24 protein-coding genes are annotated in these 25,720 nt (G+C 68.2%); 17 read left to right on the top strand and 7 right to left on the bottom strand.

Annotation, left to right across the window (positions count from 1 at the left end):
• Positions 1-49: 49 nt before the first annotated feature.
• The gene (gene ligD / locus B4A39_RS16295; RefSeq protein WP_292037985.1) at positions 50-2,587 is read left to right on the top strand and encodes a DNA ligase D; all 2,538 of its coding nucleotides are present in this window, start codon (positions 50-52) and stop codon (positions 2,585-2,587) included.
• Here ligD and B4A39_RS16290 read toward each other — a convergent pair.
• A complete protein-coding gene (locus B4A39_RS16290) occupies positions 2,584-3,483 on the bottom strand; it encodes a LysR family transcriptional regulator (protein WP_292037980.1) in 900 nt (299 codons plus the stop codon). The genes ligD and B4A39_RS16290 overlap by 4 nt on opposite strands.
• Positions 3,484-3,581: 98 nt before the next feature.
• On the opposite strand from B4A39_RS16290, the gene B4A39_RS16285 reads away from it, so the two are divergent.
• Positions 3,582-4,769 carry an MFS transporter gene (locus B4A39_RS16285; RefSeq protein WP_292037977.1) on the top strand — a complete coding sequence of 396 codons (1,188 nt, stop codon included), beginning with the start codon at positions 3,582-3,584 and terminating at the stop codon, positions 4,767-4,769.
• 87 nt (positions 4,770-4,856) lie between these two features.
• Positions 4,857-5,039, top strand: coding sequence for a DUF3606 domain-containing protein (locus B4A39_RS16280; RefSeq protein ID WP_047413801.1), 183 nt, complete (start codon positions 4,857-4,859; stop codon positions 5,037-5,039).
• Here B4A39_RS16280 and B4A39_RS16275 read toward each other — a convergent pair whose 3' ends face one another.
• Positions 5,040-5,879: a Ku protein gene (locus B4A39_RS16275; protein ID WP_292037953.1), complete on the bottom strand. Its 840-nt coding sequence runs from the start codon at positions 5,877-5,879 to the stop codon at positions 5,040-5,042.
• Positions 5,880-5,980: 101 nt separating this feature from the next.
• Here B4A39_RS16275 and B4A39_RS16270 point away from each other — a divergent pair, with 101 nt between their 5' ends.
• Positions 5,981-6,643, top strand: coding sequence for a DUF1345 domain-containing protein (locus B4A39_RS16270; RefSeq protein WP_292037947.1), 663 nt, complete (start codon positions 5,981-5,983; stop codon positions 6,641-6,643).
• Here the strand turns inward: B4A39_RS16270 and B4A39_RS16265 are convergent.
• The gene (locus tag B4A39_RS16265) at positions 6,640-7,050 is read right to left on the bottom strand and encodes a winged helix-turn-helix transcriptional regulator (RefSeq protein WP_292037940.1); all 411 of its coding nucleotides are present in this window, start codon (positions 7,048-7,050) and stop codon (positions 6,640-6,642) included. The two genes, B4A39_RS16270 and B4A39_RS16265, sit on opposite strands and share 4 nt — an antisense overlap.
• A gap of 112 nt (positions 7,051-7,162) precedes the next feature.
• Here B4A39_RS16265 and B4A39_RS16260 point away from each other — a divergent pair, with 112 nt between their 5' ends.
• Both B4A39_RS16260 and B4A39_RS16255 read left to right on the top strand, forming a co-directional pair.
• Entirely contained in the window at positions 7,163-7,918 is a 756-nt protein-coding gene (locus B4A39_RS16260) for an SDR family oxidoreductase (protein ID WP_292037937.1), read from the top strand.
• A 357-nt stretch (positions 7,919-8,275) separates the two neighbouring features.
• Entirely contained in the window at positions 8,276-9,766 is a 1,491-nt protein-coding gene (locus B4A39_RS16255) for a DEAD/DEAH box helicase (protein ID WP_292038103.1), read from the top strand.
• Between the two features lie 409 nt (positions 9,767-10,175).
• Here the strand turns inward: B4A39_RS16255 and B4A39_RS16250 are convergent, their stop codons facing one another.
• Together B4A39_RS16250 and B4A39_RS16245 are read right to left on the bottom strand one after the other, a co-directional pair.
• A complete protein-coding gene (locus tag B4A39_RS16250) occupies positions 10,176-11,453 on the bottom strand; it encodes an OmpP1/FadL family transporter (RefSeq protein ID WP_292037930.1) in 1,278 nt (425 codons plus the stop codon).
• Between the two features lie 197 nt (positions 11,454-11,650).
• Entirely contained in the window at positions 11,651-12,409 is a 759-nt protein-coding gene (locus B4A39_RS16245) for a competence/damage-inducible protein A (protein ID WP_292037927.1), read from the bottom strand.
• A 141-nt stretch (positions 12,410-12,550) separates the two neighbouring features.
• Here B4A39_RS16245 and map point away from each other — a divergent pair, with 141 nt between their 5' ends.
• From map to B4A39_RS16220, 5 genes are all read left to right on the top strand, one after another.
• On the top strand, positions 12,551-13,372 hold the full coding sequence (gene map / locus B4A39_RS16240) for a type I methionyl aminopeptidase (RefSeq protein WP_292037922.1): 822 nt from the start codon (positions 12,551-12,553) through the stop codon (positions 13,370-13,372).
• A 26-nt stretch (positions 13,373-13,398) separates the two neighbouring features.
• Positions 13,399-14,130, top strand: a complete 732-nt coding sequence (gene radC / locus B4A39_RS16235) for a RadC family protein (protein WP_292037916.1) — start codon at positions 13,399-13,401, stop codon at positions 14,128-14,130.
• A complete protein-coding gene (locus B4A39_RS16230; RefSeq protein ID WP_292037909.1) occupies positions 14,127-14,651 on the top strand; it encodes a GNAT family N-acetyltransferase in 525 nt (174 codons plus the stop codon). Before radC ends, B4A39_RS16230 begins: the two co-directional genes overlap by 4 nt.
• Positions 14,652-14,717: 66 nt before the next feature.
• A complete protein-coding gene (locus B4A39_RS16225) occupies positions 14,718-14,960 on the top strand; it encodes a BolA family transcriptional regulator (RefSeq protein ID WP_292037903.1) in 243 nt (80 codons plus the stop codon).
• 2 nt (positions 14,961-14,962) lie between these two features.
• Entirely contained in the window at positions 14,963-15,880 is a 918-nt protein-coding gene (locus B4A39_RS16220; RefSeq protein ID WP_292037898.1) for an oxidoreductase, read from the top strand.
• An 8-nt stretch (positions 15,881-15,888) separates the two neighbouring features.
• Here B4A39_RS16220 and cysQ read toward each other — a convergent pair whose 3' ends face one another.
• Positions 15,889-16,674 carry a 3'(2'),5'-bisphosphate nucleotidase CysQ gene (gene cysQ / locus B4A39_RS16215; RefSeq protein ID WP_292037895.1) on the bottom strand — a complete coding sequence of 262 codons (786 nt, stop codon included), beginning with the start codon at positions 16,672-16,674 and terminating at the stop codon, positions 15,889-15,891.
• An 89-nt stretch (positions 16,675-16,763) separates the two neighbouring features.
• Between cysQ and chpT the strand changes: the two genes are divergently transcribed.
• The 3 genes from chpT to B4A39_RS16200 all read left to right on the top strand — a co-directional run bounded on the left by chpT (position 16,764) and on the right by B4A39_RS16200 (position 18,733).
• A complete protein-coding gene (gene chpT, locus B4A39_RS16210) occupies positions 16,764-17,450 on the top strand; it encodes a histidine phosphotransferase ChpT (protein ID WP_292037892.1) in 687 nt (228 codons plus the stop codon).
• An 87-nt stretch (positions 17,451-17,537) separates the two neighbouring features.
• Positions 17,538-17,921, top strand: coding sequence for a response regulator (locus B4A39_RS16205; protein ID WP_292037885.1), 384 nt, complete (start codon positions 17,538-17,540; stop codon positions 17,919-17,921).
• The gene (locus B4A39_RS16200) at positions 17,918-18,733 is read left to right on the top strand and encodes a CheR family methyltransferase (RefSeq protein WP_292037877.1); all 816 of its coding nucleotides are present in this window, start codon (positions 17,918-17,920) and stop codon (positions 18,731-18,733) included. The genes B4A39_RS16205 and B4A39_RS16200 overlap by 4 nt, the downstream gene beginning before the upstream one ends.
• Here the strand turns inward: B4A39_RS16200 and B4A39_RS16195 are convergent.
• Positions 18,716-20,089, bottom strand: a complete 1,374-nt coding sequence (locus B4A39_RS16195) for a metallophosphoesterase (protein ID WP_292037869.1) — start codon at positions 20,087-20,089, stop codon at positions 18,716-18,718. The two genes, B4A39_RS16200 and B4A39_RS16195, sit on opposite strands and share 18 nt — an antisense overlap.
• 250 nt (positions 20,090-20,339) lie before the next feature.
• Between B4A39_RS16195 and B4A39_RS16190 the strand changes: the two genes are divergently transcribed.
• From B4A39_RS16190 to B4A39_RS16180, 3 genes are all read left to right on the top strand, one after another.
• Complete coding sequence (locus B4A39_RS16190) at positions 20,340-22,577, top strand: TonB-dependent receptor (RefSeq protein WP_292037865.1); 2,238 nt, start codon at positions 20,340-20,342, stop codon at positions 22,575-22,577.
• A gap of 113 nt (positions 22,578-22,690) precedes the next feature.
• Positions 22,691-24,577, top strand: coding sequence for a M28 family peptidase (locus B4A39_RS16185; RefSeq protein ID WP_292037862.1), 1,887 nt, complete (start codon positions 22,691-22,693; stop codon positions 24,575-24,577).
• A 46-nt stretch (positions 24,578-24,623) separates the two neighbouring features.
• Entirely contained in the window at positions 24,624-25,646 is a 1,023-nt protein-coding gene (locus tag B4A39_RS16180; protein WP_292037854.1) for an NAD-dependent epimerase/dehydratase family protein, read from the top strand.
• Positions 25,647-25,720: the final 74 nt, after the last annotated feature.

Genomic DNA, 25,720 nt, shown 5'->3' with positions numbered 1-25,720 from the left:
CCGGCGGGGCAGGCGTGAAGCCTTCCCCGCCCCTCTGCGTTCACGCTGAATGAACGCACGCGGCGAGCTGGACACCTATCAGGCCAAACGGAACTTCGGCGTCACGCCGGAGCCGAAAGGCCGCAAGGCCAAGCCACGCCAGGGCGGCCTGCGCTATCTGATCCAGCGCCACGCCGCGACCCGCCTCCACTACGACTTCCGCATCGAACACGACGGCGTGCTGAAGTCGTGGGCCGTGACCAAGGCCCCGTCGCGCGACCCACACGTCAAGCGTCTGGCGGTCGAGGTCGAGGACCACCCTCTCGACTACGGCGGCTTCGAGGGGACCATCCCCGCCGGCAACTACGGCGCCGGGACGGTGCAGATGTGGGACGTCGGCGAATGGACGCCCCAGGACGCCGACCTGGACGCGGCCTTCAAAAAGGGCGTGGTCAAGCTGACCCTCGACGGCGAACGGCTGAAGGGCGGCTGGGCCCTGATCCGGCTCAAGTCCGACCGTGGCAAGCCGTCAAAGCGCGCCAACTGGCTGCTGATCAAGGAAAAGGACGAACACGCCGTCGACGGCGAAGGCGACGCCCTGGCCGAAATCGACGCCTCGATCACCACCGGCCGCAGCCTGGCCCAGATCGCCGACGGCTCGGCGGAATGGACCGCGGCCAAACCCACAGGCCGCAAGGCTCCGCCCAAGCCGAAGCCAGCCCTGTCCGCTCGCCCCGTCGCCCGGCCGCACGCCTTCGTCCCGATCCAGCTTTGCAAGGTCGCCGACCATCCGCCCTCCGCTCCCGGATGGGCGCATGAGATCAAGTTCGACGGCTATCGCCTCCAGGTCGCCGCCGGCCACGGCCGCGCGACGCTGCGCACCCGCAAGGGTCTGGACTGGAGCGAACGCTTTCCCGAGCTGGCGGCCGACGCCGCCCACTGGCCCGACGGCGTGCTGGACGGCGAACTGTGCGCTTTGGACGCGCACGACATGCCCGATTTCTCGGCCTTGCAGACCGCCATCTCGGACGGCGCCACCGACCGTCTGGTCTATTTCGCCTTCGACCTGCTGTTCGACGGCCCGGAAGACCTGCGCAAGCTGCCGCTGTCCCACCGCAAGGCCCGGCTTCAGGCCCTGATCGACCGCACGCCGCGGGCGGCGGCCGGACGTCTGCGCTACGTCGAGCATTTCGGAGCCAGCGGCCAGACCATTCTGGAGAGCGCCTGCCGCATGGACCTGGAGGGGGTCATCTCCAAGAAGCTCGACGCCCCCTATCACGCCGGCCGCTCGGCCTCCTGGGTCAAGTCCAAGTGCCGCGGCCGCGACGAGGTGGTCATCGGCGGCTGGTCGTCAGAGGGCGGCAGCCGCTTCCGCTCCCTGCTGGTCGGGGTCAGGACGAAGGGCGGCCTGCGTTATCTCGGCCGCGTCGGCACGGGCTATTCGGCGCCCCTGACCAGGACGCTCGTGCCCGCGCTGAAAGCCGTCGCCGCCGACCGATCGCCCTTCGTCGGCGCCGGCGCGCCCAAGGGCGCAAAGGACATCCACTGGACCATGCCCGCCTTGGTCGCCGAGATCGAGCACGGCGGCTACACCGAGGCGGGCTCGCTGCGTCAGGCCGCCTTCAAGGGTCTGCGCGAGGACAAGGCGCCCGCTGACGTGACCGACGCCCCCCGCGCGCCGACGACGGCCCGACCTTCCGCCTCAAAACCCGGCAAGCTGGTCGTGGCGGGGGTGACCATTTCCCACCCTGACAAGGTGCTGTGGCCCGGCGTCGACGGCCGCCCCCCGATCACCAAGGGCGACCTGGTCCGCTACTACGAGGCCGCCGCCGAACGTCTCCTGCCGCACCTCAAGGACCGTCCCGTCTCCATCATTCGCGCGCCGGACGGCATTGCCGGCCAGACCTTCTTTCAGCGCCACGCCATGGCCGGTCACAGCCCCCGGCTCCAGCTGATCGACGTCCATGAGCGCAAACCCTATGTCGCCGTCGTCGACGTCGGCGGACTGGTGGCCGTCGGCCAGTCCGGGGGGCTGGAACTGCACCCCTGGGGCTGCAAGCCCGGCGATCCCGAGACGCCGGATCAGATCACCTTCGATCTTGATCCCGATGAAGGCCTCGATTTCGACGACGTGATCACCGCCGCCCTGCTGCTGAAACCTCGCCTTGAAGGCCTCGGCCTGACGCCCTTCGTCAAGACCACCGGCGGCAAGGGCCTGCATGTCGTGGTCCCTATCAAGGCCGACGCCCGCAGCCGGGTCGAATGGGATGCGGCCAAGGCCTTCGCCAAGGCGGTGTCCGAGGCGATGAAGGCCGACCACCCCGACCGCTTCACCACCACCCTGGCCAAGAAGGCGCGGGGCGGAAAGATCTTCCTCGACTATCTGCGCAACGGCCGCATGGCCACCGCCGTCGCCCCCTGGTCGCCGCGCGCTCGCCCCGGCGCGGGCATCGCCTTTCCCCTGTCGTGGGATCAGGTGAAGCCGGGCCTCGATCCCGGGGCCTTTAACCTGCACGTCGCCGCCGACCTGCTGCAGACGCCCGATCCGTGGACGGATTTTCGCGCCTCGGCCGCCTCGCTCAAGCCGGCGATCCGCAAGCTGGGCTAGGCCCTGAGGCGCTCGGCCAGAAAGTCGACGAAGACCCGCACCCGCGCAGGGGTGTTGGCGCCGCCGACAAACACCGCGTGGGTGTTCTCCACGTCGCCGGGATTGAAATCCTCCAGCAGCGGAACCAGCCGACCGGCGGCGATGGCGTCGGCCACGCTGAAGGCTCCGACCCGGGTGATCCCCACCCCGTCCGCCGCCAACTGGCCCAAAGTCTCGCCGTTGTTGGCCTCGATGCCGCCCTGCACCGTCAGACGGAACTCCTGCCCGTCGCGCACGAAGGGCCAGACAGGCTCCGCCCGACGAAAGTTGAAGTTCAGGCAGTTATGGCCGTGCAGGTCTTCGGGAACCCCTGGCGTCCCCCGGCGCGCCAGATAGTCGGGCGAGGCCACGATGACGCGCCGCGTCTCGCCGATCTTGCGCGCCGTCAGGCCGCTGTCGTCCAGCGGACCCGAGCGCACGCCGACGTCCGCCTGCCCGGCGGCGATGTCGACCACCGCATCGGTCAGGTTGATGTCGACCAGGATGTGCGGATAGCGCGCGGTGAAGTCGCCCAGCAGAGGCACGACGTGCAGTCGCCCGTGCGACTGGGACACGCTGACCCTCAACCGCCCGCGCGGCGCGCCCTGGTCGGCGATGGCCTGCTCGGCGTCGTCCAGATCGGTCAGGATGCGTCGCGCGGCCTGCAGATAGGCCTCGCCTTCCGCCGTTAGGGTCAGACGACGGGTGGTGCGGATCATCAGCCGCACCCCCAGCCGCGCCTCGGTCCGCGCCACGGTGCGGCTGACCGCCGAGGGCGTCAGGTTCAGCTCCCGCGCCGCAGCCGAGAAGCCGCCCGTGCGCGCCGCCGCCTCGAACACCGCCAGCTCGCCCGCGCGATTGACCGCGATTCCGCTCATTCGTGCCTCCAGCGCATAGATGTTTGGCTCAACTCAGCCCTACTCCCTGCACTCCGCCTGCGCCACCTGTTCGCTCGAAACAAGACAGGCCCCTCTCCATGAAGCTCAACCCTCCCCTTCTGGCCCTGGCGGTCGGCGCCTTCGGCATCGGCGTCACCGAGTTCGCCCCCATGGGCATGCTGCCGGTCATCGCCGGCGACCTGGGCGTCTCCATCCCGGCGGCGGGTCTGCTGGTCAGCGCCTACGCCTTCGGGGTGCTGATCGGCGCGCCGCTGATGACCCTGACCACCGGCCGCGTGCCGCGCCGGACCCTGCTGATCGGCCTGATGGGAATCTTCACCCTGGGCAACCTGCTGTCGGCCGTCGCCCCCGAATACTGGAGCCTGATGGCGGCGCGGGTCGTGACCTCGTTCAACCACGGGGCCTTCTTCGGCGTCGGCTCCATCGTCGCTGCCAGCGTGGTGGCGCCGAACCGGCGCGCGGGCGCGGTGGCGGCCATGTTCATGGGCCTGACCATCGCCAACATCACGGGCGTTCCCCTGGCCGCCTGGGCCGGCGAGACCCTGGGCTGGCGCGCCTCCTTCTGGGGCATTGCGGGGCTGGGCGCCCTCGCCATGATCGCCCTGCGCCTGACCCTGCCGCATGGCCCGGTCGAGGCCTCGGCCGACGGCGGCGCCATGAAGGCCGAACTGGCGGTGCTGAAACGCGGCCCCGTCCTGGCCGCCCTGGCCCTGACCGTCATCGGCTCCAGCGCCATGTTCACCGTCTTCACCTACATCGCCCCGATCCTGAAGGAGCAGACCCTGGCCTCCAGCGCCTTCGTCACCGCCATGCTGGTCGTCTATGGCGTCGGCCTGACCGTGGGCAACTGGCTGGGCGGCCGCTTCGCCGACAGGTCTGTGGACCGCACTCTGATCGTCACCCTCGGCGCCCTCGCCGCCCTGCTGGTCCTGTTCGCCGTCGTCATGCCGTGGCAGGCGCCCGCCGCCGCGGTCATCTTCCTGTGGGGCGTGGCCAGCTTCGCCCTGGTGCCGCCGCTGCAGATGCGGGTCATGACCGCCGCCAGCGACGCCCCCAACCTCGCCTCGGCCATGAACATCGGGGCCTTCAACCTGGGCAACGCCATCGGCGCGGCCTTAGGGGGCGCGGTCATCGGCCTGAACCTCGGCTATCCGGCCGTCGCCCTGGCCGGAGCGGCCATGGCGGCGTCGGGGCTGCTCCTGGTCCTGCTGCTGGTCCGACGCGAGACCCGCACGACCACGGCGCCCGCATCCGCCCGCTGCTAGGAAACCCGGCCCCTTTTTCACGCGACGAAGGGGCCGGTTCGCCGCTTTGATGCTAGGCTTTGTCTTTGCGGATCAAGGGACATCCTCATGGCGGGCCTCAAGGACAAGCGTGGCTTTATCGACAAGGACCGGCTGGACCTGTCCGAGCGGCAGGCCGTCGAATACTGGATGAAGCGCTGGGGCGTGACCCGCGATCAGATCACCGCCGCCCACCGCAAGGTCGGCCGCATGACCAAGGACATCGCCGCCGAGCTGGGCAAGAAGCGCTGATCAGCCGGCCTTCTTCTTCGGCGCGGCCTTCTTCGCGGCGGGCTTGGCCGGGGCCGTCTTCGAAGCCGGCCCCTTCAGACTGGCCTTCAGCGCCGCCATCAGGTCGATGACGTTGGTGTCGTCGGGTTCGGCCACCGCCACCACGCCCTTGCCGCCCTTCTGCTTGGCCTTGATCATCTCCCTCAGCGCCTCGTCATAGCCGTCATGGAAGCGGGTCGGATCAAAGTCCGCCTCCTTCTGGCCGATGATGCGGGCGGCGATCTCGACCATGTCCTTGTCCGCCTTGACCGTCGGGATGTCGTCGAAGAAGTCGTCGGCCGACTTCACCTCGTCGTGGGCGCGCAGGGTGTAGGCCACCAACCCCTTGCCATGCACCTCCAGCGCCAGCTGCCGCTCCTTGCCGCGCAGCACCAGCTGACCGAGCGCGATCTTGCCCGCCGTCTTCATCGCCTCGCGGATCACGGCGAAGGCTTCGACCCCCACCCCCTTTTCCGGCACGACATAGAAGGGGTCGTCCCAGTAAAGCCGGTCGATGTCGGCCTCGTCCACGAACTGGTCGATGGCGATGGTCCTGGTGCTTTCCAGCTTCACCTTGTCGAAGTCGGCCTCGTCGAACAGGACGTACTCGTCCTTGGAGACCTCATACCCCTTGACCAGATCGGACCGCTCGACCGGCCCCGTGTCCGGGTCCGTCGTCACCATGCGGATGCGGTTGTTGGTGGCCGGATTGATCAGATGAAAGCGCACGTCGTTCACGCTGCTGGTCGCGGTGTAGAGGGCGACCGGACAGGTCACCAGCGACAGCTTCAGATGCCCCTGCCAGGTCGGTCGCGCAGCCATGATCCGGTCCTCCAGCCCGTTTCAACGGACCGAGCGCCGATTCGTTCAGCCCTTCGACCACCTCCACCACCGCCCTCTGGCTCGCCATCAAGAAGCGCGGCATGCTCCGCTGCATGAGTTGGATCGCCCGCCTGTTCCGTCTGCACGCCGCCCTGTGGCTGGGGCTGGCGGTTCTGGTCGCGGTCATCGCCCTCGGATCGGGCGTCCGCGACTGGCCGACGCGGCTGGCGGCGGGCTGGGGCGCTGGCGCCGCGGCCTTCCTGGCCCTGACCTTCATCCGCCTGATGCGCGCCCGCTCGGTCGAGGCCATCCGTCAGCGCGCCGCCGAACTGGATCAGGCTGGCGGCGCGGTCCTGCCGCTCAGCCTGCTGGCGGCGGCGGCCAGCGTCTTCATCATCGTCATGGAGGCGGCGGGGGGCGGCCCGCCGTCCGCCGCCTCGGCTTTCTTCTCCATGGGCGTCATCGCCCTGTCCTGGCTGTTCGTGCACGTCATCTTCACCCTGCACTACGCGCACGAGTTCTATGCCCCGGCCGAGGCGGGCGGCGACCGTCAGGGCCTGATCTTCCCGGGCGAGGACGACCCCGACTACTGGGACTTCCTGCACTTCGCCCTGATCATCGGCGTCGCCAGCCAGACCGCCGACATCCAGATCTCCAGTCGGACCCTGCGCCGCATCGCCACCCTGCACAGCCTGGTGGCCTTCCTGTTCAACACCGTGATCCTGGCCCTGGCGGTGAATATGGCGGTGAGCCTGCTGGGCTAGCCCGCCGCCTTGCGCGCGTCGAAGGCCTGACGCGCGGCGTCGATCCGATCCAGATTCGCCTCCGCCCAGGTCCAGACCCCGCAGAAGGCTTCGGCCAGGGTCACGCCCAGGTCGGTCAGGCGGTATTCGACGCGTGGCGGGATGACCGGATGCACGGTCCGCACCACCAGGCCGTCGCGTTCCATCTGCCGCAAGGTCTGGGTCAGCATCTTCTGGCTGATGCCGCCGACCCGTTCGCCCAGGCGGGTGAAGCGCTGCTCCCCGTGCTGCTCCAGCACCTCCAGGATCAGCATGGTCCACTTGTCCGCCACCCGGCCGATCACCTCGTTGACCAGGGCCTCCACGCGCGGATCGACCGGGTCATCGCTGTGAGGCGACGAAATTCTCGCAGGCGGATAGTGCGTCATGTCCAAATCTTCCCAGCCGGTAAGTATGGCGGCTTCTGGTGCCTACTTTCTAAAGGAGAGCATAGACCATAGCTGAGCCTCGGCGTGAATGCGCACGTTGAAGGAGCCCGACATGAAGATCACCGGCAACACCATCCTGATCACCGGCGGCGGCAGCGGCATCGGCCGCGCCCTGGCCGAGAGCCTGCACGCGCGCGGCAATCGCGTCATCGTCACCGGACGTCGCGAAGCGCCGTTGCGGGCCGTCGCCGCCGCCCACCCCGGCATGGCCTGGGCGACGCTCGACATGGAGGACGCCGCCGCTATCCGCGCCTTCGCCGCCCGGGTCGTACTGGAGCATCCCGATCTGAACGTCGTCGTCAACAACGCCGGGATCATGCAGTCCGAGGACCTGACCGCCGAGCCCTTCTCGCTGGAGACGGCCGAGACCACCATCGCCACCAACCTGCTGGGTCCGATCCGGTTGACCATGGCCCTCCTTCCGCACCTGCGCCACCGCCCGGCCTCGACCGTGGTCACGGTCACCTCCGGCCTCGCCTTCATCCCTCTGGTCGCCACCCCGACCTACAACGCCACCAAGGCGGCCATGCATTCCTGGACCCAGTCCCTGCGCACCCAGCTGGCCGAAAGCTCGGTCGAGGTGCTGGAACTGGCGCCGCCGGCCGTTGCCACCGACCTCATGCCCGGCCACGCCCGGAACCCCGCCTCCATGCCCCTGGCCGACTATACGGCCGAGGTGATCGGCCTGATCGAACGCGGCGACACCCCCCGTGGCGAGGTCCTGGTCGAGCGGGTCAAACCCTTGCGCCGCGCCGAGATCGACGGGCGCTACGACGAGATCTACGCCGCCCTGAACGGCCACGCCTGACGTCGAACCGTCTAGGCGGCGATCAAGCCGCCTTGACTTGGCCCTTATTGAGGCCCATCTGCGCTGCATCGCATCATGCGATGGCCGGCTTCCTGCAACGCGTGTGGGTCTTCCTCCCCGAAGACCTGATTGCAGACGCAGCCGGCAAGACCTCAGAGTCATTACGTCGTCCGGACACGCGGGGCGGCGCCCCGATCCACCCCGACGGCTTCATTCCGAAGCTCTATCGGGACTGGCGGTGCGTCTCTTTGTTGTTGCGTGCGGTCAGAAGGCATCCGCCTTCTCGACGCGACGCACGCGGGGACACGCTTCGCCGCAAGCGAAAGACGCTACGTGAGCAACACCACTTTTGAATCCATGGGCCTGAACAAGGCCCTTCTCCAGGCGCTGGCTTCGACCGGCTACGAAAAGCCGACGCCGATCCAGGCCAAGGCCATCCCCGACGTCATGGCGGGCAAGGACCTGCTGGGCATCGCCCAGACCGGCACCGGCAAGACCGCGGCCTTCGCCCTGCCGATCCTGCATCGCCTGGCCGAGAACCGCATCGCGCCCCAGCCGCGCACCACGCGCGCCCTGATCCTGTCGCCGACCCGCGAACTGGCCACCCAGATCGCCGACAGCTTCAAGCAGTACGGCGCCCATCTGGGCTTCCGAGTCGCCGTCATCTTCGGCGGCGTGAAATACGGCCCGCAGGAACGCGCCCTGCAACAGGGCCTCGACGTCCTGGTCGCCGCGCCCGGCCGCCTGCTGGACCACCTGCAACAGAAGACGCTGGACCTGTCGTCGACGGAAATCTTCGTCCTCGACGAAGCCGACCAGATGCTGGACCTGGGCTTCATCAAGCCCATCCGTCAGATCGTCAGCCGCATCCCCGCCAAACGTCAGAACCTCTTCTTCTCGGCCACCATGCCGTCGGAGATCGGCAAGCTGGCCGGCGAGTTGCTGAAGGACCCGGTCAAGGTCCAGGTCACGCCGCAGTCGACCACGGTCGAGCGCATCAAGCAGTCGGTCATCCACATTGAACAGGGCCGCAAGCGCGCCCTGCTGACCGAACTCTTCTCCGATCCCGCCTATACGCGCTGCCTGGTCTTCACCAAGACCAAGCACGGCGCTGACAAGGTCGCGGCCTACCTGGAGGCCGGCGGCGTCGAAGCCGGCGCCATCCACGGCAACAAGAGCCAGTCGCAACGCGAACGCGCCCTGGAAGCCTTCAAGCAGGGCAAGCTGCGCGTTCTGGTCGCCACCGACATCGCCGCCCGCGGCATCGACGTGGACAAGGTCACCCACGTGGTGAACTTCGAGCTGCCCTATGTGCCGGAAGCCTACGTCCACCGCATCGGCCGTACGGCCCGCGCGGGCGCCGACGGCACGGCCATCAGCTTCGTCGCCGGCGACGAGATGAAGCTGCTCAAGGACATCGAGAAGGTCACGCGCCAGAAGATCCCGGCCGTCGATCGCCGCAACGACAAGGCCTTGGCCCAGTTGGACGCCTCGATCATGGCGGCCGGCGTCAAGCAGAAGGCCACCCTGCCCGAACGTGAAGGCCGTGGCGGTCGCGGCGGACGTGGCGGCGAGGGCGGCGAAGGCCGCGCCCGCAACCCGCGTCGCGACGGCGTCAAGCCGGAGGGCGGCGGTCAGCCGCACCGTCAGCGCAAGGGCGGCGCCAACCGTGACCGCACCCACCACGCCGAACGTCCGGCCGCGGTCTACGACCCGATGGCGGCCGAGCGTCCCAAGTCGTCGCCGCGCGCCAATCCCTCGGCCGAGCCCAAGCCGGTCGGCGAAATGAAGCGCCGCCCCCGTCGCCGCCCGTCGAACGGCGGCAAGGGCTACGGCTCGCAGGGCTGATCCATCGCTCAGCGACCGGACTGAAACGCCGGGCTCTCCTCGAGAGCCCGGCGTTTTCAATTTCACCGTCCCCGTCCACCCTCTCCCGATGGGAGAAGATTTCTCGAGCGCCATCCGCTCCAGACCTCGCAGTCCACCTTCTGTGAAAACAACGCCCTAGCCCCGCTTTCATCCATTTTGCGCGCCGAGGTTCAACCCGCGCCTAGACTGCATGCATGACCGCCCAGACGCCCCGCTTCGCAGCTTTCGCCGCGCGACCTCACCTCTGGCCCCCGCCCGGGCCGACCTTCCCGTCGGCGTCCCTTGCACCAATTGCACTGTTTTTTTCGCGGCGCCGTGCAATCCCGCTCATGAAAAACGGCGGCCCCCGCAAGAGAGCCGCCGCATTCCGGTTCGCGATGTCGCCGGATCAGAAGGCCCAGCGCGCTCCCAGCGAGGCGACCAGGGCCGAACCCTCGGCCGTCCCGCGCAGATGCGAGGTCACCGCCGCCGGCGTGCCCGCATAGAAGGTGCGGTCGTCGTAGATCTCCGAGTCGCTGAAGGCGATGTAGGTCAGGCCGGCGTCGAAGGTCACGCCCTCGGTCACCTCGGTCGAACCGCCGACCGAGAACAGCCAGCGGTCAGCGTCCGGGATACGGGCCGTGCGCAGGCTGTCGCGGGTCGGGGTCGGATCATAGCCGACGCCGGCGCGCAGGGTGGTCTTGTCGCTGAAGGCGTAGTCCAGGCCGATCGCGCCCGTGGTGACGTCCTTGTAGTCCTGATGGATCGAGTCGCCGCCGTTCGGGTACTCGACGTTGATGGCGTCGAACTCGGACCAGCCGATGCGGTTGACCTGGGCGTTCAGGGTCAGCTTGTCGTTGACGGCGTAACGGACCGAGGCCGAGGCGAACCACGGGGTGTTGAAGCTGGCCATGCCGCCGGTCGAGACGCTGTTGGGCGCCAGGGGGCCGGTCAGGACGATGTTCACGTCGCCGTCCAGTTCATGCTCGATGGCCGAGCGATAGGACAGGCCGAAGTCCCACGGGCCCTTGTGCACCTGGGCGCCGACGTTCCAGCCGAAGTCCCAGCCGTCGCCTTCCAGCGAGGACGAGCCGTCGGGCAGAAGGGGCGAGACCGACGGCATGGCCGAGGTCAGCTTGGCCTTGACGTACTGGGCGTTCACGCCGGCGCCGACGTCCAGCCAGTCGTTGACCTGATAGGCCACGGTCAGGCTGGCGTCGCCCGAGCGAAGCTCCGAGGTCAGGGCGTCGTAGCGGGCGAACGAACCCGGCTCGTACTTCGTGGTGAAATTATAGGGGGCGGCCACCGAAACGCCGACGGCGAAGCGGTCGCCGATCGGAGTGGAGAAGGCGAAGTTCGGCACCAGGCCGCTTTCGATCGGATCGACTTCGGTGTTGCGCGGGTTGACCACCGGCACATTGGCGCCGCCCGGATAGGTGACGTAGGAGCCGTTGTTCTTCACCTCGGAGCCGATGCGGATGGCGTGCATGCCGAACGACAGCTCGCGGCCGCTGCGGGCGATGGCGGCGGGGTTCCACCACATCGAGCCCGTGCCGCGGTCGGCGGCTTCACCCGAGAAGGCGCGACCGGCGCCGCGCACCGACTGTTCCTGCAGATAGAAGGATCCGGCAAACGCCGGCGCGGCCACGGAGGCCATAAGGACCGCGAGGCCGCTGATGCGAACCATGTTCCTGGGAGTCATACTGTTTCACCTATGTGGGACCGCCCGTCCTTACTGATGCGACGGGTCGTTGTTCGGGGAGGGAGGCGACGCTAGCAGCCACAGCGCCTATGTCGTGAAAGCGTTGCGCCCAAGGCCCCTGTCGGACCGCAAATCGGCGAAACCGTGGCGGCGAAGTCGCACAATTTCACACCTTGGTGAGGTTACGTTACGGCAATATCAATGCCCAAAGAACGCAGTTCTTGAGAAAGATCATGTTCCGCCGCGTCAACTTTCCGGCCGTCACGGCCACGAATCACCAGCTGGGTTCCCACCGTTTGGTCGCCGCCGAAGCCAAAGGGATAGGAGCCGAAGGACAGGTCGGGCCGCCCCTCGGCGGCGGCTCTCAGGACGTCCGCGATGGCGCTTTCGCCCACCCCCACGACGCGGATGGCGCGGCTATGGACCACTGTCCCGGCGGCCAGCCGCGGGGCCACGTCCTGCAGCATGGCCTCCATGATCCTGGGCACGCCCGCCATGACGAAGACATTGCCGATCTGGAAGCCCGGCGCGTCGGTCACCGGGTTGGCGATCAGGCTTCCTCCCTCGGGGATGCGGGCCATGCGCCGCCGCGCCGCGGTGAACTCGCCCGGCCCGTAGCGCCGCTCCAGGATAGCCAGGGCTTCCGGGTGTTCGCTCACCGCCACGCCGAAGGCCGCCCCCACGGCGTCGGCGGTGATGTCGTCGTGGGTAGGGCCTATGCCCCCGGTGGTGAAGACATGGTCATGGGCGCTCCGCAGGGCGTTCAGCGCCGCCACGATCTGATCCTGCCGGTCACCGACCGTGCGCGCCTCCATCAGGTCGATCCCCAGCGGCGCCAGAAACCGGGCGATGGCGTTCAGGTTCACGTCCTGGGTCCGGCCGGACAGGATCTCGTCCCCGATGATCAGGACGGCGGCGGTGGGGGCGGGGTGATCGGTCATCCTCCCCAGATAGGCGCCGCCTTACCCCGCGTCATCGGCGCCGCCTGACGGGGTTGAGGTTTTGTGCTAGTCTCGCCATCTGACCCCCAAGAAGCAGCCCTGCCGCCCCCCTTTCTCCAGCGGCGCGCCCGAAAGCAGATCATGTACGAGACCCCCGACCTGGATAACGACGCCTTCGTCCGCAGCCACGAGATCCGCATCCACGACGCGGCCGCCTTCGAGGGCATGCGCAAGGCCGGCCGTCTGGTGGCCGAGGCGCTGGACATGATCGGCGAGCACGTGAAGCCCGGCGTCACCACCGGCGAGCTCGACGACCTCGTGCGCGAATTCACCCTGGCCCGCGGCGGCATCCCCGCCTGCCTCGGCTACAAGGGCTACACCAAGACCGTCTGCACCTCGATCAACCACGTCGTCTGTCACGGCATTCCCGGCGACAAGGTCCTGAAGGAAGGCGACATCGTCAACATCGACCACACGGTCATCGTCGACGGCTGGCACGGCGACTCAAGCCGGATGTATCCGGTCGGCGAAGTCAATGCTCGCGCCAGGAAGCTGATCGAGGTCACCTATGACTCGCTTGAACTGGGCCTGGCCCAGGTCAAGCCGGGCAACACCTTCGGCGACATCGGCTACGCCATCCAGAAGTTCGTGGAAGCCCAGCGCATGAGCGTGGTCCGCGACTTCTGCGGCCACGGCATCGGCCGCGTCTTCCACGACAGCCCCAATGTCCTGCACTACGGCCGGCGCGGCGAGGGGGCCGTGCTGAAGCCGGGGATGTTCTTCACCGTCGAACCGATGGTGAACCTGGGCAAGCCGGCGGTGAAGGTCCTGTCCGACGGCTGGACCGCCGTGACCCGCGACAAGTCGCTGTCGTCCCAATGCGAGCACACCATCGGGGTGACCGAGGACGGACTGGAAATCTTCTCGGCCTCGCCGAAGGGCCTGTTCCGCCCGAAATTCTGAGCTAGTCTCCCTCTCGGGGGAGGCTGATGCTCGATCAACCGCCGGAAACGCCGAAGGCCAAACCGCACCACGCCGGTCATCGCGAGCGGCTGCGCGAACGTGCGCGAACGGCCGGCCTCCATCACCTGCCTGACTACGAACTGCTGGAGCTGTTTCTGTTCCGCAATCAGCCGCAGGGCGACGTCAAGCCGATCGCCAAGGCCCTGCTGACCCGGTTCGGCTCGCTGGCCGCCGTCCTGGCCGCCTCGGTCGAGGACCTGATGACGGTCCGGTCCGAGGATTCCCGTGGTCGTTCCAAGGGGGTCGGCGCCGAGACCGCCCTGGACCTGGCCGCCCTGCACGAGGTCTCGCGTCGTGTGGCCAAGGAGGAGGCCAACAAGCGCACCGTCATCTCCTCCTGGACCGCCCTGCTGGCCTACGTCCGGCTCAGCCTCCAGCACGAACCGCGCGAGCAGTTCCGCGTCCTCTATCTCGACAAGAAGAACCAGCTGATCCTCGACGAGATCCAGAACCGGGGCACCGTCGATCACGCCCCGGTCTATCCGCGCGAGGTAGTACGTCGCGCGCTGGAGCTGTCGGCCAGCGCCATGATCATCGTCCACAATCACCCGTCGGGCGACCCGACCCCCAGCCGCGCCGACATCGACATGACTAGGCAGGTGATCGAGGCCGCGCGCTCGCTCAGCCTTCAGGTTCACGACCACCTCATCGTCGGCCGCGAAGGCGTGGCCAGCTTCAAGCAACTGGGTTTGATGTGACTGTTCTGACCACCGCCCGCCTGACCCTGACGCCCGTCGCGGTCAGCGACCTGGACGACCTGATCGCCCTGTGGGCCGACGCCGACTTCACCCACCATATCATGGGACGCGGTCTGTCTGAGGAGGAGGTCTGGTTCCGTCTGCTGCGCGATCTCGGTCACTGGCAGGCCAAGGGCTATGGCAACTGGTCGATCCGCGAGATCAACACGGGCGCCTATGTCGGCAGCGTCGGGGTGCTGGACTATCGCCGCGAGATGACGCCGGCCTTCGACGCCCCGGAACTGGGCTGGGGCGTCGCCCCTGCCTTCCAGGGTCAGGGCCTGGCGCTCGAGGCTTTGCAGGCCGCCCTGGCCTGGGCCGACGCCCACAGGCCGGAAGGGCGCACCGTCTGCATGATCTCGCCTGACAACACGCCCTCCGTCAGGTTGGCCGGGCGCGTCGGCTATAACCCCTACGCCGAAGCCGACTACAAGGGCTCCCTCGTCACCCTGTATCAACGGCCCCGAGCGCAGGCGGGCTGACAGCGACCGCAGCCCTCATTAAGATTTACAGTTCACAGTCCCCGAGCGTTTCTTCGAGAGTTCCCCATGCCTATGTCCGCCGACGTCCTGCGCGCCCATCTGGTGGAGGCCTTCCCCGATGCGGACATCGCCATCGAGGATCTGGCCGGCGACGGCGACCACTATCGCGCACGGATCGTTTCGACCGCCTTCAGGGGGCTGCCGCGCGTGCGACAGCATCAGCTGGTTTACGGCGCGCTGAAGGGGCAGATGGGCGGTGAGCTTCACGCCCTGGCGCTGGAGACCTCGGCTCCCGTCGAGGCGGGCTGACCGTGCGCTATCGTCCGTTCGGCACATCCGGCGCGGCGGTCTCGAACCTCACCCTCTGCCTGGGAACCGAGGCGCTCGGGCGCGGCCGCGCCGCCGTCAGCGAACTGATCTTCACCGCGCTCGAAGCCGGGGTGAACAGCTACCACCTCGAGAACGCCGACCCCGTTTTGGCCGAAATCGTCGGCGAGGCCCTGGGCCACGTCGAGCGGCGACTGGTCTGCGTCGGCCTGACCCTCGGCGTCGGCGACGGACGCAGAAAGGGATTTCGCGACTTTTCGGCCGAGGGCCTGAGCGGGTCCATCGACCAGGCGCTGCACGCTTCGGGGTTGGGCTGGTTCGACGTCGCCGTGCTGGACGAACCCGCCGACGACGAACTGCCCCAGGCCTCGCTGATCGTGCTCAAGGCTCAGCGCAAGGCCGGCCACGTCCGGCTGCTCGGCGTGTCCGGCGACGCGCCGGTCATGGACGTCTACGTGTCGACGGGAGCGTTCGACGTCCTCTACACGCCCTTCCACGCCAATGTGGAGTGGCGCATCCGGTCACGGATGCGGGCCGCGCGCGAGCGCGACATGGCCATCTTCACCTACGACTACTTCCCGGAAAGCCTGTCCACCGAGCGCAAGGCCGCTGGCGCGGGAACAGCGCCCAGGAAGAAGGGTCTCTTCGGCTTTGGTGCCAAGAACACCGATCCGGGCCTGGCCAATGCGGGATCGTTCGCTTTCCTGCATCAGACTCCGAACTGGAACGCGGAATCCATCTGCCTGGCCTTCACCCTGACAGACCCGGCCATCGCCAGCGTCATGGTCAGCGCGGTCAATCCGGAACGGATGGAAGCCCTCGCCGTCGTGCCGGAACGCGACCTGCCGCCCGGTCTGTCGGCCCAGATCGAGATGGCGCGCGTCGGTTCAGCCGCCGCCTGAGGACAGCCTCAGCCGCCCAGCGCCGTAAAGGCGCCGTTTAGGAAGCCGGGCTTGCGATAGGCCAACCGCAAGCCATCGGCGCCCAACACCCGCCCGCCTGCGGCCTCCAGCACCGCCTGCCCCGCCGCCGTATCCCACTCGTTCGTCGGGCCAAGGCGAGGGTAGGCGTCGAAGCGCCCCTCGGCGATCATGCAGAATTTGAGCGACGAGTCCGTGCCTTGCCACCGGTTGCACCCCTGACGGGCGGCCAGGCGCTGCGCCTCTTCGTCGCTGATGCTGTGGCTAACGAGGGCGATCCCGTCCTCGGGGCGATCGCGAACCTGGATGGATCGCCAGGCTTCTCCAAGCGCCCGTCTGACGGCGCCCTTGCCGGGGGCCGTCGACGCCCAGGTGACGCCTAGGGCCGGGGCCGTCACCACGCCGGCCACTGGCGCGACGCCGTGGATCAACGCGATATTCACGGTGAAGCTCTCCCGCCCCTGGACAAAGCCCCGGGTCCCGTCCAGCGGGTCGATCAGCCAGAACCAGTCCCCGACCGCAGCCGGCACGCCGTCCGCGGCCGCAGCCTCTTCCGCCACCGCCTCGACCTCGGGCCAATGCTCTCGCAGCCGCTTGAGGATCAGAGCCTCGGCGGCGCGGTCGGCCTCGGTCACCGGGCTGGCGTCGGCCTTCGTTTCAACAGCGGTGTTGCTGCGCCAGTAGGGCAGGATGAGACGCGCAGCCTCCTCGGCGATGTCGGCGATGATTTCGGCGAGGGCGCCGGAGGCGAGGTCGATCTCGAGGGCGTGCGTCATGTCATCGCTTCGATAGCCCAAGCGCGCGGTTTCATGAACCGGCAAATCAGGTCAGCCTTGACCATTCCCGCCAGCAGACCGCCCGAACGATGACCTTCCCTGACCCTTCCTCGCCCTCGGCTGAACTCGCCGCTGCCGACCTGCCCATCGACGGCGCCGAACTGGCCGCCTTCATCGCAGGCAAGCTGTGCCACGATTTCATCAGCCCGGCGGGCGCCATTATGTCAGGCCTGGACCTGCTGGAGGATCCAACCGCCCAGGACATGCGCGACGACGCCATGAACCTGATCCGTCAGAGCGCGAAGAAGATGGTGGCCCACGTCCACTTCGCCCGCGTCGCCTTCGGAGCCGCCACGACCAGCGAGCAGTTCGCGTCGGCCGAGTTGCGCGGTCTGGTCGCCGGCCTGTCTGAGGGCGGGCGCGCGACCCTGGACTGGCGCATTGCGGACGGCGAGTCCTTCACTAAGGCCCAGTCCCGCATCCTGATCAACCTGGCCTGGATGACCCTGAGCGCTCTTCCGACGGGCGGGGTCGCCACCATCACTGCGCGACGGGAGGGCGACCGCCTGCTGCTGATCGGGTCGGCTGAAGGCGCTCGCGCCAGACTCAAGCCCGAAGCCCTGATCGGCCTGAAAGGCGAACGGCTAACCGAAGGTCTAGCCGGCCAATGGATCCAGCCCTACTGGCTGTGGCTGGCGGTCAACGACACGGGCGGGCGCCTGGATGTCGCCAGCGACGAGGGCCGGGTCGGTCTGATCGCCCGGACCGGGGCCTGATTTCAACGGCGCCCATCGTCCGTTAACCCCCAGGAACGATCATGATGCGAGGCGCGCTTCTGCTTCGCGCGCAACCGGATAGAGCCGTTGGACCCCAAGACCTGTTTGATCGTCGATGACAGCCGGATCATCCGCAAGGTCGCGCGTCGCATCGTCGAGGCTCTCGGCTTTGAAGTGGATGAGGCGGCCGACGGCGTCGAGGCCCTGACCTACTGCATGGGCGCCATGCCCTATGTGGTGCTTCTGGATTGGCAGATGCCGGTGATGGACGGCCTGACCTTCCTGCGACGACTACGGGAGTTGCCAGGCGGGCGGACGCCCAAGGTGTTGTTCTGCACGATCGAGACCCGCGCCGACCGGATTGCAGAAGCCCTGTCCGCAGGAGCCGACGATTATGTTATGAAGCCCTTCGACGGCGAGATCCTCTATTCCAAACTCGCCGAAGTGGGAGCTGTTCAGTCACCGTCATGACGCCGGAGGATTTCGATCGCCTTCAGACCTTGCTGGCGACCCGCGCCGGCTTCCGGCTGACGCGGGATCGGATGCACCTGGCCGAACACCGACTGGGACCCGTGGCGCGCCGCGAGGGCTATCACAACGTCGAAGCCATGCTGGCCAGCCTGTGGAACAAGCCGGTCGCTTCGCTCGGCTGGTCGGTGATCGAGGCCCTGCTGAACAGCGAGACCTGGTTCCGCCGCGACCGTGCAGTCTTTGACGTCTTCGCCCGTGAGCTGATGCCCGCCCTCACCGCCGCCCGTCCTGGCGGCAAGGTCCGTCTGTGGTCCGCCGGCGCATCGACCGGACAGGAGGCCTATTCCCTGGCCATCGCCGCGCTGGAGAACAGCGCCGACGTCGAGATCGTCGCCACGGACCTGTCGCGCCAGTCGATCGAGAAGGCTCAAGCCGGCCTTTACACCTCGTTCGAGATTCAACGGGGCCTGTCGGCCCGCAGCATGCTGCGCTGGTTTGAACAGGCCGACGAACAGTGGCGCGCCCGCCCGGAACTGCGCAGCACGGTGAAGTTCGAACGCGCCAATCTGCTCGATGAGCCGGCCGACGATCGCCAGTTCGACGTCATCTTCTGCCGCCACGTGCTGAGCGATCTGGAGCCCGCGCGCCGCGCCCAGGTGCTGGACCGGCTGGAGCGTCGGCTGGTGGACGACGGCTGCCTCTTCCTCGGCCTCGACGAACGACCTGACAGCGACAGCGTCGCCTTCCGGCCCGTCGCCGGTCGCAAGGGGCTTTATGTGAAGGCTCCATCGGCCCTAAGTCGCGCCGCCTAGCAGGCCTGCGGCGGCGGTCGTCTTGACCCGCAACCCGGGAACCTCGCTGAAGACGAGGTCGGTCGCGCCGAAATACTCGGCTTGGTTCAGGGCGCACCAGTCGGTCGTGACCAGACGCACCACGGCGTCGTCGGAAGGATCGTTCGCTGCACCATAGAGGAAGTCGCCGCTGCGCTCGGCCAGAGGCATGGGCCGGTCCTGATTGGCGCGCGCCATGATGCCCGCCAGCCGCTCGGGCGAAACCTCCGTCACCATCAGCTTGCCATCGAACCGCACCACTGCGTCGAAGGCGTAGCGCGTCACCGGGCCTGCCGGCAAACCGGTGCCCATGGTCGTGTGGCCGATGAAACCGGCGTCGACGCCCGCCGCCTTGGCCATGACGGCCGCGACCGCCCGGCCGGTCTCGCCCAGCGTCAGGGCGCGCGGGCTGACGCCCAGAACCCGCTTCTCATCGTCCGTAAGATGGGCGGCCAGAGTCGTTTCGATCAGATCCGCCAGGCGCGGCGACGGCGCGGCGGCGCGGTCCACCGCTGTCGACCCGACGGTGATCCGCCCGTCGTCGAACAGGGTCGCGGTCGTATAGGCGTTGCTCCATGAACCGGTGTGGGCGTAGGCGCTGCGGCCCTGCTCATGCTGGAACAGCAGATGGTTGTGCCCGCCGATCATCAGGGCGCCGTCGGGCAAAAGGGGCAGGATGTCGCGATCCCCGGCCACCCCCGCATGGCTCACCACCAGCATCAGGTCGGCGCCGTCCAGAAGGCGGCTCAGGTTCGCCTGCGCCCAGGCTCCGGGCTCTGGGATCGACAGCCAGTCGCGGCTGGCCTTGGGATAGGTGTTCAGCGCGTTCGTCCCCGCCCCCACGACGCGCAGCGAGCGCTGTCCCAGCGGCACGGTCACGGCGGACTCGGCGTAGGGCTGGCCCGTTCGGGCGTCGACGATGTTGCTGATCACCAGGATGCCCAATGATCGCATCCGCGCCACCACCTCGTGCAGGTCCGGTGTCAGATCGTTGTCGTGGTTGCCCAGATTGACCACCGTCGGCGCCAGCCTGGGCAACTCGCCCAGGAATGCCCAGTCGATCGCGCCTGCCGAACGCACCGACACGACGTTGCCGTGTTCGAAGATGTCGCCGTCGATCACGATCAGATGCGGCGCCTCGACCCCGGTGATCTCCGCCTCCAGCGCTGCGAGCAGCTGGCCGGTCCGCTCATAGGCGGAGTGCAGGTCAGACATGGCCAGCACCCGACCCAGAACGCCCGCCTCCGGCGCCGGGACCAGGGCGGCCAGGCCGGGCGTGACGGCGGCGGCGGTCAACAGCTGGAACAGACGGCGGCGATGGAGAGGGGTGATCGTCATGGGGCGTCCCTGTGTATCGCGCCCGGCGCGTTCAGGGACATCTCACCGAAAACAGGCGGCGCAGCCCCGCCGTTTCGCATGAGACATTGCGCCGCACAATAGCACGACGGCCGTCAAACCGGCTTCCCTGCGCGAGTTTTCGCCGACCGTGTCCGTGTCGCGAAAGCTTCATCGGCCAAGCCTCGTCGAGGCTGGAAAAAGCGGCGCCGTGGACCTAGGCCCTCGCCAGTTTCAATGAGGACCCTCCCCCATGTCCCCTCGCCTTACCGCCCTCGCCGCCACCGCCAGCGGCCTGGCCCTGCTTGTCGCCGTGCCCGCCATGGCCCAGACCGCTGACGCCGCCGAGCAGGCGGTCAGCGTCGACGAAATCGTCGTCACCGCCCAGCGCCGCAGCGAGAACATTCGCGACGTTCCCTTCGCCGTCACGGCGATGAGCCCCGAGACCCTGACCGCCATCTCGGCTGGCGGCGCCGACATCCTTAGCCTGTCGGGCCGCGTCCCCAGCCTGCAGGTCGAAAGCTCGAACGGCCGCTACGCCCCGCGCTTCTACATCCGCGGCCTCGGCAACGTGGACTTCGACTTCACCGCGTCGCAGCCGGTGTCGGTGGTGATGGACGAGATTGTTCTGGAAAGCGTCTATCTGAAGGGCTTCCCCCTGTTCGACGTGAAGCAGCTTGAAGTGCTGCGCGGCCCGCAGGGCACCCTGTTCGGCCGTAACACCCCAGCCGGCGTGATCAAGATCGACACCACTAAGCCTGGCCAGGACTTCAGCGGTTTCGGCTCGCTGACCTATGGCAACTACGGCTCCAGCCGCGCCGAGGGCGGCGTGACCATGCCGCTGACCGAAACCCTGTCGATGCGCGTCTCCGGCCTGTGGAACCACCGCGACGACTACGTCAACAACGCCTATGACGCGCCCTTCGCCAAGACGGACGGCAAGGACCTCGGCAACTTCGACGACATCGCCGGCCGCGTCCACGTCGCCTGGACCCCCACCGAGCGCCTGTCGACCCTGCTGACCCTGCAGGCCCGCGACTACGAGGGCACCGGCACGATGAACCGCGCCAACGTCCTGACCAAGGGCTCGAACAAGCTGAACGACCGCTTCGACCGCGACACGGTCTATTACGACGGCGGCCGCAACAACTTCCAGAAGCAGCAGACCACCTCTCAGTCGCTGCAGGTGGCCTACGACTTCGGTCCCGCCACCCTGACCGGCGTGGTCGGCGCCTACCAGGGCTCCAGCCAGGGCGACGGCGACATCGACGGCGGCGTGCTGAACGATCCCGTCAACAGCGGCGCCATCCCCTTCCGTTCGGAAAGCGGCACCCTGTCCAGCGATCTGAAGCAGAACACCTATGAACTGCGCCTGTCCTCGAACGGCGACAACCGCCTCGCTTGGCAGGTCGGCGCCTTCTATTGGGACGAGCGCATCAACCTGGTGTCCGGCACCTTCGACGGCGTGGGCGGTCTGATCCCGACCAAGGCGACCGACATCACCCAGAAGTCGGATTCGTGGTCCGTCTTCGGTCAGGCCAACTATCAGGTCACCGACGCCTTCAAGGTGACCGGCGGCGTGCGCTACACCGACGACAGCCGCGACTATCAGGGTCGGGTGGTCATCGGCACGCCGGCCAACGCCCAGGGTCAGGTCTCGGTCGGCGACGAACAGGTCAGCTGGGACGTCAGCGCCCTCTATGAGGTCAACGACAGCCTCAACCTCTTCGCCCGCGTGGCCAAGGGCTATCGCGGTCCGTCGATCCAGGGCCGCAACCTGCCGGTCCTGACCACCGCCGATTCCGAGACCGTCATGTCCTACGAGGCCGGCCTCAAGTCGCGCCTGTGGAACGGTCGTGCGCGCCTGAACGCAACGGCCTACCTGTATGAAGTCAGCGACATGCAGTTCACCGCCATCGGCGGCGCCGACAACTCCAACCGTCTGATCAACGCCGACAAGGGCGAAGGCTACGGCGTGGAACTGGACGGCGACGTCTATCTCGGCGCGGGCTTCAGCCTGGCCGCCGGCTTCGCCTGGAACCACACGGAGATCAAGGACAGCAACCTTCTGGTCGCCGTCTGCGGCGCCAACTGCACCGTCACCGATCCGACCGTCATGGTCGGCACGGCCCGCCGCGCCAACGTGGACGGCAACCCCTTCCCCCAGGCGCCCGAATACACAGCCAACCTGACCCTCTCCTACGTCCGCCCCATCGGCGACGCCCAGGAGCTGTTCGCCTCGACCGACTGGGTCATGCAGAAGGACTTCAACCTCTTCCTCTATGAATCGGTCGAGTTCATGCAGGACACGGCGTTCGAGGGCGGCCTGCGGGCGGGCTGGCGCGACCTGAACCGCGGCCTGGAAGCCGCCGCCTATGTCCGCAACATCACGGACGAGGCCAATGTCATCGGCGCCATCGACTTCAACAACCTGACGGCCTTCGTCAACGAGCCGCGCATGTACGGCGTGGAGCTGTCGAAGCGCTTCTAAGCCTTCACGGCCGACGGCATCGGAGGGCGGCGGCGGGGAGACCTGCCGCCGCCCTCTTGCCATCCGGGCGCTGTGCCCCCCTACTGCCTCCCGGATCGGGGAGGATCTTTCACATGCGGCTGGCCCTGCTGTTCGGAACGCTGACGCTCGCCTTCGCGCTGGCGGTCCTGACCACCCAGGTCCCCAAGCCCCGTCCCCTCGAGGCCCCCGCCGCCGCCTTCTCGGCCGCGCGCGCCATGACCGACGTCGAGCAGATCGCCCGCGCCCCGCATCCCGTCGGCTCGACCGAACACGCCCGGGTCCGCACCTATCTGACCGCCCGCATGACCCAACTCGGACTGTCGCCGCAGGAACAGACCGGGCCGCTGTCGCCCGGTTCGATCCAGCGCCTGAAAAAGGCGGGTGGCGATCCCGACGCGGCGAACAATCAGGCGATCAATCTGGTCGGCGTCTTGCCCGGCAAGGACCGCAGCCAGCCCGCCGTCATGCTGATGGCCCACTACGACACCGTGGTCGGGTCGCCCGGCGCGGCTGACGATTCCACCGGGGTCGGCGCCATTCTGGAGGCCGTCCGCGCCATCAAGGCTCGTGGGCCGATCGAACGCGATCTGGTGGTTCTGCTGACCGATGCGGAGGAGCTGAACCTGGACGGCGCCCGCATTTTCTTCGGCGGGCATCCACTGCGCGACCGCATCGGCGCCGTGGTCAATCTGGAGGCGCGCGGCGGCGGCGGCCGCGCCGCCATGTTCGAGACCGGACGCGAGGCCGGCCCGACCGTCGACCTGTTCCGCCGCGCGGCCATGCGCGCCGACGGTGGGACCACCGCCACCTCGCTGGCCGTCTTCATGTACGAGCAGATGCCCAACGGCACCGACTTCACCATCCCCAAGGATCGGGGCGTCGGTGGGCTGAACTTCGCCTTCATCGGCCGTCCGGCCCAGTATCATTCCGCCGACGCCACCCCCGAAAATCTCGACAAGGGCGGATTGCAGCACCTCGGCTCCCAAGCGCTGGAAGCCGCCGACGCCCTGCTGCGCGCCCCCGCCCTACCCGCCAAGGGGCCGAACACCGTCTATGCCGACGTCTTCGGCCGCCTGATGCTCAGCCATTCGGCGGCGACGGGCTGGGTGCTGCTCGGCCTGACCGCCCTGCTCGGCGGTTTCGCCGCCTGGCGCGCGCGTCGCGCGACGGGTCTGAGCGCCGGACAGGTCGGTCGCGGCCTGCTGGACGGCCTGTGGTTTCTCTCCGCCGGACTGGTGCTGGCCCAGGCGGTGCGTCTGCTGGCCGGGCCCATGTCGAGCCGCGCCGCCTCATCCGAAACCTACTACGTCCTGCTGCGCCGCCTGCCCTGGATGGAGGCGGGCGCCGTCCTGACCATCCTAGCCCTGGCCCTGCTGTTCCTGACGGGAGCGCGCCGGTCTCGACCGCGCACGGTGGCCGGGATCACCGCTGCCCTGACCGCTCTGGTCCTGCTGGTCGGCGGCTTCAGCCCCGTCCTGCTCGGCGCAGGCGTCATCGCCGCCGCCCTGTCGCTGTGGCCGGTCAAGGCGCCGACCTCGACCTGGGGCGGCTGGGTGGGCCTCATCGCCCTCGTCTTCCTATTTGGCTGCATCGTCCAGGGCGCCGCGCCCGAAGCCGCCCTGCTGTTCGTCTGGCCCGCCCTGCTGGCCGCGATCGCCGCCGCCCTCGCGGCCCTGATCAGCCCCGGCCTGACGCGTCCCGCCGGCCTGATCCCGTCCGCCGTCGCAGGCGTTCTCGGCGGCGCCTGGCTGATGGGTCTGGGCCATTTCGTCTTCCTCGGCATCGGCATGGACCTGCCCGGCGCCCTGGCCCTGATCGGCCTGCTCGCCCTGCTCTTCCTGCGTCCGCTCAGCCCGCCGGTCGGCGCCGTCCGTCCCGTGCTGATCGGCGCCGCCGCCTGTCTGGTTCTAGCCTGCGGTTTCAGCCTCGCCGCCCGCTTCGCCGAGCCGACCCCCGCCGTGGCCGAGGCCCTGCCGTAAACGCCGCCCGCTGGCGAAACCGCGTCCAACCGTCTATCGCAGCCCCATGTCCCACGATCCCGTTCTCGTCACCGGCTCCGCCGGCTTCATCGGCTTCCACACCGCCCGGCGGTTGCTGGAGCGCGGCGAGACGGTCATCGGTCTGGACAACCTCAACGCCTATTACGACCCGGCGCTCAAGCACGCCCGTCTGGCCCAGCTTCAGGCCTACCCCGCCTATCGTCACCACACGCTCGACCTGGCCGACCGCACCGGCGTCGCCGCCCTGTTCGCCGAGCGCCAACCGCGCCGCGTCGTCCACCTCGCCGCCCAGGCCGGGGTTCGCTACAGCCTCGAAGCGCCCGAGACCTATGTGGATTCCAACGTCGTCGGCTTCCTCAGCATCCTCGAGGGGTGCCGCGCGGTGAAGGCGACCAACCTCGTCTTCGCCTCAACCAGCTCGGTCTTCGGCGCCAACGCCGCTCTGCCGTTTTCGGTGCGCGACCCCGCCGACCATCCGCTGACCGTCTATGCGGCGACCAAGCTGGCCAATGAGGCCATGGCCCACTCCTACGCCCACCTGTTCGGTTTCCCGGCCACGGGGCTGCGCTTCTTTACCGTCTATGGACCGTGGGGCCGCCCGGACATGGCCCTGTTCAAATTCACCCGCGCCATCCTCAAGGACGAGCCCATCGACGTTTACGGTGAAGGCAGGATGTCGCGCGACTTCACCTATGTCGACGACATCGTCACCGGCGTGGTCGCGGCGCTGGACCGCCCCGCCGCGATCGACCCGACCTGGGACGCCAAGGCCCCCAACCCCGCCACCAGCGGCGTCGCCCCCTGGCGCATCCTCAACCTGGGCGCCGGCCGTCCGGTCGCCCTGATGCGCTACATCGAGGTGCTGGAGGAAAAACTGGGTCGCAAGGCGAAACTAAACCTCATGCCCATGCAAGACGGCGACGTGGCCAATACCGAGGCCGACGTCGCCGACACCCTGACCGCCCTCGACTACGCCCCCTCGACCCCCGTCGAAGAGGGCGTCGGCCATTTCGTCGACTGGTACTGCAACTTCTACCGCGAGAACTGACGCGCGGGCGCGCACCGCCTCATCGCTGTCGCCGAATTGCTTGGAAACCGCCCTGGTGGAGCCGAGGGGAGAGG

It is taken from the genome of Brevundimonas sp. UBA4553, assembly GCF_002387245.1.
Classification (GTDB): domain Bacteria; phylum Pseudomonadota; class Alphaproteobacteria; order Caulobacterales; family Caulobacteraceae; genus Brevundimonas.
This window is presented reverse-complemented; position numbering and strand designations above follow the sequence as displayed.